This is a genomic window from Viridibacillus sp. d25.2, from assembly GCF_055456015.2.
In genome coordinates, this window is the sequence record NZ_CM196652.1 from 613,401 (window position 1) to 627,734 (window position 14,334).

The window sequence follows — 14,334 nt, forward strand, 5'->3', positions numbered from 1 at the left end:
GTTATTTTTATATATTTTAAGTATTGAAGATCCTCTGTTATAGATAAAATACTCTTTGAGTGTTACCTTGTACTCCGATTTTGAACTTTTCCAAGTACAATTGCCAAGTTTCTTTAAATTCACAGCCAGTAAGCATCTCTGTAAGGACACTTTTTTTAGACCTCTTAAAGTTTCCACCGCATCCTCATTTTTCCCATAAGATGTTCTTGAGAAACTATTGAATCCAAAGCAATCATTTCAATTTAATCTCTGTGAGGATTTTATTATTATTATTATTTTCTATCACCTCAAAAGATTTGTATATTGCGTGTAAAGTTGATTGGAGCGGAGGTGGCGACTCCTGCGGGAAAAGCGGAACAGTCCAAGACCCTGCAGGAGCATAGCGACGAAGCGACTTGACGCCCGCCCGCGGAAAGCGCCCCCCGTAGCGGAAATCAACGGTCTTATCTAATTGTTCACGTCTAAAACGCTCCTATAAAAAAGGAGCATTTTTCTATTCCACTACTTCATACAACGATATGCTCTCAATATAATTTACAAAGCGGCGTAGTTCTTTTTCTTCTGCTCGGTCAATCTCACCGGCTTCGTACATCTTTTGGATTTCTAAACGTTCAGTTTCAATTAAAAGAGCTCGTAATTCTTCTTTAATTTCATCATGGCGTTCAGAATTATGAGTGACGGATTGCTTCATTCTGTCCATAATTTTGCGATATTCGTAAATAATAGTATTTGCAAGATCAGGATTTTCTTCTGATTCAGCTTGTTGTTCTAAAGCATCCATACCTGCTCCAAGAGCACGCATACGTAATTCTTTCTTTTGACGGAAATACTCAAAGCGTCTTTCTTTATTTAGACTATATCTTTTCCGGGTACTTCGCCAGTGAAGTAAAATTCTATAGAGAATGGAGATTACTTTAGGACGATTTGGATTATTAATATTCTTTTCGCGTTCTTTAAAAGCAGCTTGGCATGCAGAGTAAATATCAGGGTCTAAGTTTTGCTCCTTTTGAGTCTTTTCTATATAGTCCTTTTCTGCTCTTAAACCAATTAAACGCAGTTTCTTTATTTGATTCTTTCGTTCTTTAGAAGCTAACTTTTCCGCATTAAGCTCTACATCAATTTGATTAAACATCATTTTATATTCGTCTATTAATTCAAAAGCGACAGTTTGATTTTCTTCAGTCATCACTGTATTGATTTTGCGCACTGAAGTAAGCAGCAAACGTCTTTTGGCTTCATTGAATGTAAGTTTACCTTCTCGCATTTCTAGAATTTCTTCTTCATCAATTAATAGCGGTAAGAAAATTGTAGCAATCAGCAAAGTAAATAAAATAACACTAGATGCTAAAAATAAAATCAACGAGCGCTCTGGAAATAAATCGCCATTATCAACTAGTAAAGGAAGGGATAAGACCCCTGCCATCGTTACAGCACCGCGTACACCTGTTAAGCTCGTCAGTAGACTCGTTTTCAGACTAGGCTTTTCAATTTCTTGAATAGAGTCTTTTTTATACTCGTAGTGAGAAAAGGCATAAGACCAAATGAAGCGAATACCTAAAATAACGAAACCAATCGCAATAGAGTAGCCGATAATTTGCCAGTTATTCATAGATGGATTTTCTAGCGTTTCTGTCATAGAAAGTGGAATATTCAATCCAAGTAATAGGAAGACGACCCCGTTTAAAATGAACAGTACTATAGACCAAGTATTTTCAGTAATTAGTTGTTCCTCTGCAATTAAAGTCTCCGTATGATCTTTTACAAGTGCGTGTACAATTCCTCCTACAACAACAGCAATAACTCCGGATGCATGGAAGACATCCTCTGCAATGAAATAAATGATAAAAGGTGTTAATAGTTGTAATAGTGAATGAAAAACGACATCATGAATGCCCTTTTTTCTAAGTGTAAAGCGCAGTTGTGTAATAATGATACCTAAAATTAGACCAAGAATAGCTCCAGCTAGAAATGTATACGAAAACTCAAAAAAAGCTTCCTTAATTGAAAAATAACCTGTCACAACAGCTGCCACAGCGAATTTGAAAGCAACTAAACCAGAAGCATCATTGATAAGTGATTCACCACGAACAAGATTTAAAATCTTCTCCGGTATTTGAATACGCTTTGCAATACCGTTTACTGCTACAGGATCAGTTGGTGATAAAATAGCTGCAAGTGCAAATGCAGCAGCAAGTGGTATCTCTGGAATTAACCAATGAATAAAGTAGCCGCCACCGAGCGTCGTTAGAAGAACTAATATAATAGCATTCCCGAGAATTGGAGCACGCATTTTCCATAGTTCTTCTCTAGGGAAATTACGCCCATCATTATACAAAAGTGGAGCAACAAAAAGTAATAAAAACCATTCGGATTCAAGCTGAAGTGTCATCTCATTAGCGAATATAGCTAGTAGAACACCAAGTGCTATTTGAATTAGTGCTGTAGGTATAAATGGAATATAATGTCCAATTACATTCGACAACAATAAGCAAACTAATAGTAGAAGTATTGTAATTAATAAATCCATAATAAGCTCCCTTCAAAAAAAGTATCGATATAAAAGTAAGTATTTATTCATTGCTCTTTTACAGAAATAAATGTGTTGTATAAAATATCATGATTATGAATGAAAAGTTCATGTTAAATTTGACAAAGCTGTAAACGTTCAAAATATGTACATGAATATGTGATGGATATCATGACAGTTTTGAAAATGAAAGTTTATACTAGAGCTACAAACATTTTAAATAAGACAGAATCCTTTGTGAGGAGTGAAGATATTGAAAACAGTTGCTGTAGTCGGTGGCGGTATAACAGGCCTTTCTACTATGCTTTATTTGCAAAAGGAAAAAGTAAATAAAGGCTTAGATATAAATTTAGTGTTAGTTGAAAAGAATGATTACTTAGGCGGTAAAATGCTTTCAGTAGAACGTGAGGGCTTTATTTTGGAGACGGGGGCAGATTCCATTGTTGCTCGCCATGCAAGTGTTATGCCTTTAGTAGAAGACTTAGGGTTACAAGATGACCTTGTATATAATGGTACAGGAATTTCGTATATTTACACAAATAATACATTGCACGCGATTCCGGCAGACAGCGTTTTTGGCATTCCTACAAGTGTAGAGTCTCTTGAAAGTAGTACGTTAGTTTCGGCAGAAGGAAAGCAAGAGGCGCTAAAAGATTTAGAATTGTCGAATGAGCATTTTACAAAGGACAGTTCAATTGGTTCTTTTTTAGAGTATTTCTTAGGAAAAGAGCTTGTTGAAAAGCAAATTGCTCCAGTGTTATCGGGGGTCTATTCAGGGAAATTAGATACGTTGACAATGGCATCGACATTACCTTATCTACTCGATTATAAAGAGCAGTATGGAAGTATTATTAAGGGGTTTGGCGCACATAAAGAGGAATTTCAAAAAGCGGCAAATAAAAAATTTATCTCTTTTAAAAATGGTTTATCTTCATTATTTAATCGTTTTGAGGAGAAGTTAACAGACGTTACAATACTAAAAGGCATTTCAACAAATCATATCAAAAAAAATGGCGATAAATATAGACTGACATTTGATAATCATGAAGCAATTGAAGCTGATTTTGTCGTGTTAACAACACCCCATGATGTAACTCAAAAGCTATTACAGGATCCAAAATTGGACGAGGACTTCAACGAATTTAGCAATGCATCACTAATTACCATTTATTTAGGTTTTAACATTCCTGATAGCCAATTACCTGCAGACGGTACAGGATTTATCGTGTCTGAAAATAGTAATGTAAAATGTAATGCTTGTACATGGACAAGTCGTAAATGGAGTCATACTTCAAAAGACGGCAAATTACTTGTACGATTATTTTATAAAAATTCAAACCCAGCTTTTGCAGAGATGAAGCATTTAAGTAAAGAAGAATTAACTAAAATTGCATTAGAGGATATTGCAAAAAGCCTGAAAATAGAAGCAGAGCCTAATGTTGTAGAGGTGACAAAGTGGAATGATTTAATGCCAGTTTACCATCTTGGACATGCAAAAACAGTAGAAACTTTATCAACTAAAATGGCTTCTTCATATGAAAATGTAGTACTTGCAGGTTGCTCTTATTACGGTGTAGGTATTGGCTCTTGTATTAAAAATGGAAAAGAAACAGCAGAATCGATACTAAATAAAATACAGTAAAGAATAATCAGTTTAGTGGGAAAGAGCTATTAGAAATAACAATTTCTTTAGCTCTTTCTTTTTGCACAAATTATAAGTTTATGACAAACTGGAAAACTGCTTGAAAATACTAAATGAATTGTTACTATAAAATGAATGAGTAAAAAGAAGGTGGATAACATGAGGAAAAAGGGAAGTTTGATTTTAGGTATTCTCTTCCTAGTAATCGGTTTAGTATTTATTTTCTATCGACCTATCATGGGTTATTTCATCTCGAATATGTCAAAAGCAACGATTGAACAACAAGACATAGAGATGGCTATGAAAAATCCAGATACGTCATTTGATTTTGAGCAAGTAGCTGATTTAAATGTCAAAGATGTTGTAAAGGCACAATTCAATCAAAAGAAACTAAATGCCATTGGAGCTATTAGTGTACCTCAAGTGAATATGCGATTGCCCGTTTTATATGGTGTGTCGAATACAAACCTAGCAGTTGGTGCAGGTACGATGAAACCAGATCAAAAGATGGGGAAGGCTAACTATGCGCTAGCTGGACATAATATGAATAATGGGAAGGCACTTTTTAGCCCTCTTACAAATGCAGAGGAAGGTATGCAAGTTTATTTGACTGACTTTAAAAAAATCTATGAATATAAAATTGAAAAAATGCATATTGTACAACCGGAGCAAATTGATGTTATTGATGATACAAATGACAAAATGATCACTCTTGTCACATGTAATTATGATGGCTCTAAACGCATGATCATTCAAGGTAAACTGGTTGAAACGAAGGATTATGATAAAGCAGAAAGTAATGAAATTTTTGCAAATAAATAGCAATGAAAGAAAGATCAATCTTTTAATATTAGGTCTTCAAAAGTCCTCTTTTTTTGTTTTGAAGCTAATATATACGTATAATACTGATTTTTTCTACAATTGCGAAAATCCACTTGACGATATTCATTTCAAGGGTTATGATTCTTTTAATTATTCTAACAATTAAATAAATATTTCTTATCAAGAGAAGCTGAGGGACTGGCCCTTTGAAGCTTCAGCAACCAGCCATTTGGTCAGGTGCTAACTCCAGCGGATTTACTGATTGTCCGAAAAGATAAGAAGGAGCGAACATCGTTATCGTCAAGCCTTCTTATTTATAAGAAGGCTTTTTTATGTAGAAAGGAAGAGATTTTAATGGGATTACTTGAAAAACTGCAAACACAAGTTTTAACGGCTGACGGTGCGATGGGCACTCTATTATATTCTTACGGAATCGATTATTGTTATGAGGAATTGAATATCACTAAACCTGAAGTGATTGAAAATATTCACCAACAATATATTAAAGCTGGCGCTGACATTATTCAGACTAATACATATACAGCGAATGCCATTAAATTAGAACGTTATGGTTTAGAGAGTTCAGTAAAAGAGTTTAATGAATCGGCAATCGCAATTGCAAAACGTGCTGCGGCACCTGGAGGACAATTCGTCTTAGGGACAATTGGTGGTATTCGCGGTATTCGTAAAAGTGAAGCGACACTAGATGAGATTATAGCTGCACTTGATGAGCAGGTTGGGTATCTACTATCGGGTAATCCAGACGGTTTATTACTTGAGACATACTATGATTTTGAAGAGCTTTCATCAGTAGTGAAGCATTTGCGCAAAGTAACAGATATACCAATCATCTCGCAAGTATCCATGCACGAGCCAGGAATTTTACAAAATGGCTTACTATTAAATGATGCACTACACCAATTAGAAGCTTTGGGTGCAGATATTATTGGAGTAAACTGCCGTTTAGGCCCCCACCATACAATCCAAGCGTTTGAAGATGTTGAATTACCATCAAAGGCACTCTTATCTGCGTATCCAAATGCAAGTCTACTAGATGTAGAAGATGGCAAAATTGTTTATGAATCAGAGGCTGATTATTTTGGTCGTGCAGGTGTTTTACTACGTGACCAAGGTGTTCGCTTAATCGGTGGGTGCTGTGGTACGACGCCGAAGCATATTGAAGCGGTTAAAAAACGTATTGCTGACCTACCACCAATTGAAAATAAAATTGTAAAAAAGAAAAAAGTAATTGAGATTAAAGAGGCGACACCAGATCATCATGTGCCACTTCATGAAAAGGCGAAAAAGGAACGTACAATTATCGTAGAGCTTGATACACCTCGCCATCTTGATACTGCTGCCTTTATAGAAGGTGCGCAAATACTCAATGCAACAGGGGTTGATGCTGTCACTATGGCTGATAATTCGTTAGCATCACCTCGTATTAGCAACATGGCAATGGGCTCTATTTTGAAAATGCAAAATAATATTCGTTCCCTCGCCCATATTACTTGTCGTGATCGTAATCTAATCGGCTTACAATCACATTTAATGGGCCTAGATGCATTGGGCATTAATGAGATTCTTGCAGTTACTGGAGACCCTACGAAAGTAGGTGATTTCCCAGGTGCAACTAGTGTTTATGATGTTTCAAGCTTAGAGTTACTTCAGTTAATTAAACAATTGAATGAAGGGATATCATTTTCTGGTAAACCCCTTCGCAAAAAGGCTAATTTTTCTATTGCAGCTGCATTTAATCCTAACGTTCGAGTGCTTGACAGAGCTGTAAAACGATTAGAAAAGAAAATTGAGTGCGGAGCAGATTATTTCATCACACAACCTGTATATACAAAAGAAAAAATAATAGAAATCTATGAAGCTACGAAACATTTAGAAACCCCTATTTTCTTAGGAATCATGCCATTAACCGGTATCCGAAATTCAGAGTTTTTACATCATGAAGTTCCAGGTATTAAGCTCTCTGATGAAGTACTTGAGAGAATGCGTGCAACAGGTGACGATAAAAACCTTGCAACTGCAGAAGGTATTGCGATTGCTAAGGAATTAATCGATACAGCTGCAGAGTTATTCAACGGCATTTATATTATTACACCATTCACTCGTTACGACATGTCGGTGGAATTGATTCATTATATTCAAGAGCTAGACAAACAGAAAGTAGGAGATCACAACTATGCTAAAACAACCAATTAAAGAACGACTCCAACAACATATTCTTATTTTAGACGGTGCGATGGGAACTATGCTCCAAAACGCTAATTTAACACCTGAGGATTTTGGTGGAGATGAATATGATGGCTGTAATGAATATTTGAATATTACACGACCTGACGTGATTGAAAATGTACACCGTGCTTATTTAGAGGCCGGTTCAGATATTATTAGTACAAATACATTTGGTGGAACACCTGTTGTATTAAATGAATATGCACTTGGTGATCAAGCAGATGAAATCAACTTATTAGCAGTACAGATCGCTAAAAAAGTAGCAGATGAATTATCAACCCCTGAATGGCCACGTTATGTTGCTGGCGCAATGGGACCGACGACTAAAACCCTTTCAGTGACTGGGGGTATTACTTTTGATGAGCTATTGCATGACTTTTATGTGCAAGCAAAGGCATTAATCGAAGGTGGAGCGGACTTATTATTACTTGAAACAAGTCAAGATATGCTGAATGTTAAGGCGGGCACTTTAGGTATTAAACAAGCATTTGAAGAACTAGATAAGGAACTTCCAGTGATGATTTCAGGGACAATCGAACCGATGGGAACAACTCTGGCAGGGCAAAGTATTGAGGCGTTTTATATTTCAATTGAACATATTAATCCTTTATCAGTTGGGTTGAACTGTGCAACAGGACCTGAATTTATGACGGATCATTTACGTTCGCTTTCAGAATTAGCAACAAGCTATGTAAGTTGTTATCCGAATGCTGGTTTACCAGATGAAGAAGGGCATTATCATGAGACTCCGGAATCACTGTCTAAAAAGCTTGAAGGTTTTGCAGATAAAGGTTGGTTAAATATCGTAGGGGGTTGTTGTGGTACGACACCAAATCATATTAAAGCAATTCGTAAAGTGGTGGAAAATAAGCAGCCTCGCCAAATGCCCGAAACGGAACATGGGCATGTCGTCGCAGGAATTGAACCGCTTGTTTATGATGATTCAATGCGCCCGTTGTTTGTAGGAGAACGTACAAATGTTATTGGTTCACGCAAATTTAAGCGTCTAATTATAGAAGGTAAATTTGAAGAAGCGGCTGAAATTGCACGTGCCCAAGTAAAAAATGGTGCGCACGTCATGGATATTTGCTTAGCAAACCCAGACCGTGATGAACTTGACGATATGAAAAACTTCATGACAGAGGTAGTGAAGAAAGTTAAAGTTCCTCTTGTAATCGATTCGACGGATGAAAAAGTAATAGAAGAAGCACTGAAATATTCCCAAGGTAAAGCAATCATTAACTCTATCAATTTAGAGGACGGTGAAGAACGTTATGATGCGGTTTTGCCCATCGTAAAGAAATACGGTGCATCTATCGTCATCGGAACAATCGATGAAAAAGGGATGGCTGTTGACCGCCATAGTAAATTGAAAGTTGCTGAACGTTCATATGATTTACTAGTTAACAAATGGGGAATTGCACCAGAAGATATAATTTTCGATCCTCTTGTATTCCCAGTAGGCACTGGAGATGAACAATATATAGGTGCAGCTGAAGAAACGATTGAAGGTATTCGCTTAATTAAGGAAAAAATGCCACGTGTACTAACTATTTTAGGTGTTAGTAATGTATCGTTTGGTTTACCTCCTGTTGGGCGTGAAGTATTAAATGCTGTGTATTTATACCACTGTACACAAGCTGGATTAGATTACGCAATTGTAAATACCGAGAAATTGGAGCGCTATGCTTCAATTCCAGAGGCCGAAATTAACTTAGCAAATGATTTAATCTATAAAACAAATGATAAAACACTTGCTGATTTCACCGATTTCTACCGTGACAAAAAGAAAGAAAAGACCGAAGATGATATTCCGAAAACAGTACCAGAGCGACTGGCTTATTACATTATTGAAGGTACAAAAGAAGGACTAATTCCTGACTTAGAAGCTGCTATGAATATGTACGATTCACCGTTAGAAATTATTAATGGACCATTGATGACGGGGATGGCTGAGGTTGGACGTCTATTCAATGATAACCAGTTAATTGTAGCAGAAGTATTACAAAGTGCAGGGGTTATGAAAGCATCTGTCTCTTTCCTAGAACAGTTCATGGAGAAAAATGAAAATGACACTGGTAAAGGGAAAGTTATTTTAGCAACTGTTAAAGGAGATGTACATGATATCGGAAAAAACCTTGTCGATATTATTCTAAGTAATAATGGTTATAAGGTAATTGATGTCGGTATTAAAGTTACACCACAAGCACTGATTGAAGTTATTAAAAAAGAACATCCAGATATCGTTGGTTTATCTGGATTACTCGTAAAATCAGCTCAGCAAATGGTTATTACGGCGCAAGATTTCAAGGATGCGGGTATCATTACACCGATGCTCGTAGGTGGAGCGGCGTTATCAAGACGTTTTACAGAAACAAAAATTGCAGCAGAATATGATGGTCCAGTTATGTATGCAAAAGATGCGATGCATGGGCTTGAGCTAGCTAATAGACTGCAAAGTGTCGATAAAGGTGAATTACTAGATGAATTAGAAAACGCAATTGAAAAACGTATAGCTTCGGAGGCAAAACGTGCTGCAAGACCAGCTATTGCTATAGCTGAAAAACCTGTTAAAACAGTGCGTTCAGATGCACCTGTTTTTGTACCAGCTGATTTACGACGCCACGTTTTAAAGGACTATTCTGTATCACATCTGTATCCATATGTGAATATGCGAACATTAATTGGCCATCACTTGGGTTTAAGAGGTTATAGCGATGAAATGCTTGAAAAAGGCGAATCCCGAGCAGTTGAATTATACGAATTAGTTACAGAATTTTTGGAATCAGGTATGTTGAATCCATCAGGTATGTATCAGTTTTTCCCTGCACAAGCAGACGGCGATGATGTTATCATTTATGATCCAGCAGATAGTAAAACCATTATTGAGCGCTTTACTTTCCCACGTCAAAATAAGACACCATACTTATGTCTAGCTGATTTCTTGAAAACAGTTGATAGTGGTGAAATGGATTATGTTGCTTTCATGCAAGTAACGGCGGGTCATGGCGTACGTGAAGCAGCGGCACGTTTGAAGGAGCAAGGGAAATTCCTTGAAAGTCATGCATTACAAGCGACAGCTCTCGAGTTAGCTGAAGGTTTTGCAGAACGTATCCACCAAGAAATAAGGGACCAATGGGGATTCCCAGATGCCACCGATTTCACAATGCGCGATCGTTTTGCGGCAAAATATCAAGGACAGCGTTTCTCATTTGGCTATCCAGCGTGTCCAAATTTAGAAGATCAATCGAAGCTATTTGGTTTGATCAAGCCAGAAGATATAGGTGTACATCTTACAGAGGAATTTATGATGTCGCCAGAAGCATCCGTTTCAGCAATTGTTTTTGCGCATCCTGATGCACGATATTTCAATGTAGAATAAGAAAAAGCGTGATGGTTTTATACCGTCTCGCTTTCTGCATTTATTTTAGATAAATTTATGTGTCATTTAAAGTGTAATAAAGAAAATCCATTACTTTGGTTTAATGATAGATGTTCAACAAAGTAAGTATTATCAAATGTATATTAGATTTATTACCAAGTATTAAGACTTGCTATATGACAGATGTCATATGTTAATCATGACAACTATATCTACTATCACTTTTCAATAAGTTTTAAGATGAGAATATCTAAAGCGAAGAAAAGTGAGGGACATCACATGAATAATATAGAAAAGACGAAGCAATTACGTAAGGACGTTGCACCGTTCGCTAAGTCTCATTTGAAGAAAAGTATTATGCAATTGGTTAATACTTTATTGCCACTAATCAGTTTATGGACAGCAGCCTATCTGTTATTCCCTGTATCTGTATGGGCATCAGTTGGATTGAGTGTTATCGCAGCAGGATTTGTAGTTCGTACATTCATTATATTCCATGATTGTACTCACGGTTCATTTTTTAAAAATAAAAAAGCAACAGATATTGTTGGTACATTGACAGGAGTATTAACATTGTTTTCTTATGAAAAATGGAAACGTGAACATGCTATTCACCATGCAACAAGCTCAAACTTAGACAAACGTGGTGTTGGCGACGTTTGGGTAATGACAATCGATGAATACATTGCAGCATCAAAAATGGAACGTTTCAAATATCGTGCTTACCGTAACCCGCTTGTAATGTTCGGATTGGGACCACTTTATTTAGTTTTAATTTCAAGTCGTTTTAATCGCAAGGATGCAAAACGAAAAGAACGTATGAATACGTATCTATCAAATATTATTATCTTAGCATTAGCAACTACGCTTGTAATGACTGTCGGATGGGCTGCATTTTTAGCCGTCCAAGGTACTACGATGTTTGTAGCAGGTTCACTAGGAATTTGGTTGTTCTACATTCAACATACATTTGAAGACTCATATTTTGAAGAAGAGTCTGAGTGGGATTATGTAAAAGCTGCAATTGAAGGAAGTTCATATTATAAATTGCCACTTGTTTTACAATGGGTAACGGGCAATATTGGTTTCCATCACGTGCATCATTTAGCACCACGAGTACCTAATTACTTGTTAGAAGAAGCGCATGAAAAAGTGCCACCACTTCAAAGAGCAACAACAATAACTATCAAAACGAGTTTTGAATCATTGCGTTATAAATTATATGATCCATCACATAAAGCCTTTGTGACTTTTAAATCTGTACAAAGGTTAGTAGATGAACATGATCGCTTGTCAAAAGATCCAGATGTTACTATGAAAAAAGCAAGCTAAGTATGAAAACGGTCATTTCTTTAAACGGAGATGACTGTTTTTGTTTGGATGACATTTGATATAATAGGGGCAAATAGATGGGACGGTGAATGAATTTATGCTGAGTTGGTTTAGTATTTTCCCTAAAAGCCCTTGGCTAAGTATTTATGCTTGGGTCATTTTCTGTTTGCTACCGTTCTTTTTCATATTTAGCTCATCTTCGTTTTTAGAAATAGCGATAGGAATTTCAATTTTATTATTATATTTTATTTCGTATCGTTTTTCACATAAATCACAAAATGGACTCGTGTATATGTGGGTTTCCTTTGAAATGCTAATCAATGTTGCTATGACATTACTTTTTGGTTATGTGTATCTGTCATTATTTACTGCGTTTTTTATCGGGAATATCCGTAATACGGTAGGGTTTTACATTATGTATGGATTACATATCGCTTTTACAATTGGCGCGATAGTAGCAGGATTTTTCATTGAAATTGATTTGTTTCTTCCTCAAATTCACTTTGTCATTATTTCGGTTATTGGAACGGTCCTATTACCGTTTAATTTATATAACTGGAATAGGCGTGAAAAGCTTGAAGGACAACTAGAGTCTGCAAAAGAACGTATTTCTGAACTTAGCGTTTATGAAGAGCGCCAGCGTATTGCGCGCGATTTGCATGATACGCTTGGACAAAAGCTTTCAATGATTGGTTTGAAAAGTGATTTGGCAGCACGTTTAGTGGAAAAAGATCCGCAAGCAGCAGTGATAGAATTAAAAGATATTCGCCAAACAGCAAGCATTGCTTTGAAGGAAGTACGTGAACTTGTCGCAGATATGCGTACTGTGAAGTTACGAGATGAACTTATCCGCATTCAGCAAATAATAGATGCTGCCGAAATGGAGTTAACTATTGTAGGAAATCCTAGCTTCGATAAGATTCCAACAATTGTAGAAAATGTACTAAGCATGTGTTTAAAGGAAGCTGTTAATAATATAGTAAAACATAGTGATGGAACGAGATGTGAAATTACTTTCGTCCAAAATAAAAATGAATTACAGATTATCATTGCAGATAATGGCGTGGGTCTATCAACAAAAAAAGTAAAATCAGACGGTAATGGCCTAAATGGTATGCGAGAACGATTAGAATTCGTCAACGGCAATCTGCAAATTACTGAACAAAATGGCACAGTGCTTAATATTACTGTACCAGTCGTCATCACACATCAAAAGGGAAGTGACCAACATGATTAAAATCGTCATAGCTGAAGACCAAGGTATGCTTCTTGGTGCTATGAAATCTTTACTCAATATGGAAGATGATATGGAAGTAGTCGGCATTGGCAAAAATGGCGCAGAAGCTGTCACGCTTGTCGAGGAGCATAATCCTGATATTTGTATTATGGATATTGAAATGCCCTTGAAAACTGGATTAGATGCCGCTGAAGAATTACAAAATCATCCTTGTAAGATTATCATCCTAACAACTTTTGCTCGTCCTGGATATTTTGAGCGTGCACGTAAAGCTGGCGTGCGTGGTTATCTATTAAAAGACAGCCCTATTGAAGAACTTGTAGATTCTATCCGTGTAATTATGGAAGGCAGACGCTTATATGCACCAGAGTTAATCGATATTGTCTATGAAGAGGCCATTGAAAATCCGCTCACAGAACGCGAAAGCGAAGTACTTGAGCTAGTAGCGGAGGGTAAAACGACGAAGGAAATAGCGGGGGAGCTTTTTCTTTCGCCCGGTACCGTGCGAAACTATATTTCAACAATCTTAGACAAACTAGAAGTAAGCAATCGAATTGAAGCAATCGCTCGTTTTAAGGAAAAAGGATGGAATAAATAGAGCTATGAAAATGGCTAAATGATTTCTATATTGTAATTTTATTAGCATCTCCTTGTGAGGTGCTTTTTTGTTGGAAAAATTGTGGGGGTAGGAGAGTTGAAGAGGTCGAATAAGAGCTCGAGCGAGGCTGAGTAGATCAAATGAGAGCTCGAGTGAGATAAAAGAAAGAGCGAGTAGATCAAATGAGAGCTCGAGTGAATTAAAAGAAAGGCTGAGTAGATCAAATGAGAGCTCGAGTGAATTAAAAGGAGCGAGTAGGTTAAATGAGAGCTCGAGTGAATTAAAAGGAGCGAGTAGGTTAAATGAGAGCCCGAGTGAGATAAAAGAAAGAGCGAGTAGATCAAATGAGAGCTCGAGTGAATTAAAAGGAGCGAGTAGGTTAAATGAGAGCTCGAGTGAGATAAAAGAAATGCTGAGTAGATCAAATGGGAGCTTGAGTGAGATAAAAGAAAGAGTGAGTAGATCAAATGAGAGCTCGAGTGAATTAAAAGGAGCGAGTAGATCAAATGGGAGCTCGAGTGAGATAAAAGAAGGGCTGAGTAGATTA

At 36.7% G+C, this 14,334-nt stretch carries 8 protein-coding genes and 1 riboswitch; of the genes, 7 read left to right on the forward strand and 1 reads right to left on the reverse strand.

From position 1 onward, the window contains the following. Positions 1 to 493: 493 nt before the first annotated feature. Positions 494 to 2,527: a Na+/H+ antiporter gene (locus ACZLO7_RS03110; RefSeq protein WP_464940163.1), complete on the reverse strand. Its 2,034-nt coding sequence runs from the start codon at positions 2,525 to 2,527 to the stop codon at positions 494 to 496. A 253-nt stretch (positions 2,528 to 2,780) separates the two neighbouring features. Here ACZLO7_RS03110 and ACZLO7_RS03115 point away from each other — a divergent pair, with 253 nt between their 5' ends. The 7 genes from ACZLO7_RS03115 (at position 2,781) to ACZLO7_RS03145 (ending at position 13,787) form a co-directional block, all read left to right on the forward strand. Then, positions 2,781 to 4,169: a protoporphyrinogen oxidase gene (locus tag ACZLO7_RS03115; protein ID WP_464940162.1), complete on the forward strand. Its 1,389-nt coding sequence runs from the start codon at positions 2,781 to 2,783 to the stop codon at positions 4,167 to 4,169. A gap of 159 nt (positions 4,170 to 4,328) precedes the next feature. After that, positions 4,329 to 4,991 (forward strand): class A sortase, encoded by a 663-nt coding sequence (locus ACZLO7_RS03120; protein WP_464940161.1) that lies wholly within the window; start codon positions 4,329 to 4,331, stop codon positions 4,989 to 4,991. A gap of 174 nt (positions 4,992 to 5,165) precedes the next feature. Continuing rightward, positions 5,166 to 5,272, forward strand: a riboswitch (SAM riboswitch). A 73-nt stretch (positions 5,273 to 5,345) separates the two neighbouring features. Then, positions 5,346 to 7,205: a bifunctional homocysteine S-methyltransferase/methylenetetrahydrofolate reductase gene (locus ACZLO7_RS03125; RefSeq protein WP_464940160.1), complete on the forward strand. Its 1,860-nt coding sequence runs from the start codon at positions 5,346 to 5,348 to the stop codon at positions 7,203 to 7,205. Then, on the forward strand, positions 7,186 to 10,620 hold the full coding sequence (gene metH / locus ACZLO7_RS03130) for a methionine synthase (protein WP_464940159.1): 3,435 nt from the start codon (positions 7,186 to 7,188) through the stop codon (positions 10,618 to 10,620). Before ACZLO7_RS03125 ends, metH begins: the two co-directional genes overlap by 20 nt. A gap of 279 nt (positions 10,621 to 10,899) precedes the next feature. After that, positions 10,900 to 11,952: a Delta(5) desaturase DesA gene (gene desA / locus ACZLO7_RS03135; protein ID WP_464940158.1), complete on the forward strand. Its 1,053-nt coding sequence runs from the start codon at positions 10,900 to 10,902 to the stop codon at positions 11,950 to 11,952. A 97-nt stretch (positions 11,953 to 12,049) separates the two neighbouring features. Beyond that, positions 12,050 to 13,189: a sensor histidine kinase gene (locus ACZLO7_RS03140; RefSeq protein ID WP_464940157.1), complete on the forward strand. Its 1,140-nt coding sequence runs from the start codon at positions 12,050 to 12,052 to the stop codon at positions 13,187 to 13,189. Beyond that, positions 13,182 to 13,787: a response regulator gene (locus tag ACZLO7_RS03145; RefSeq protein WP_464940156.1), complete on the forward strand. Its 606-nt coding sequence runs from the start codon at positions 13,182 to 13,184 to the stop codon at positions 13,785 to 13,787. Before ACZLO7_RS03140 ends, ACZLO7_RS03145 begins: the two co-directional genes overlap by 8 nt. Positions 13,788 to 14,334 lie beyond the last annotated feature (547 nt).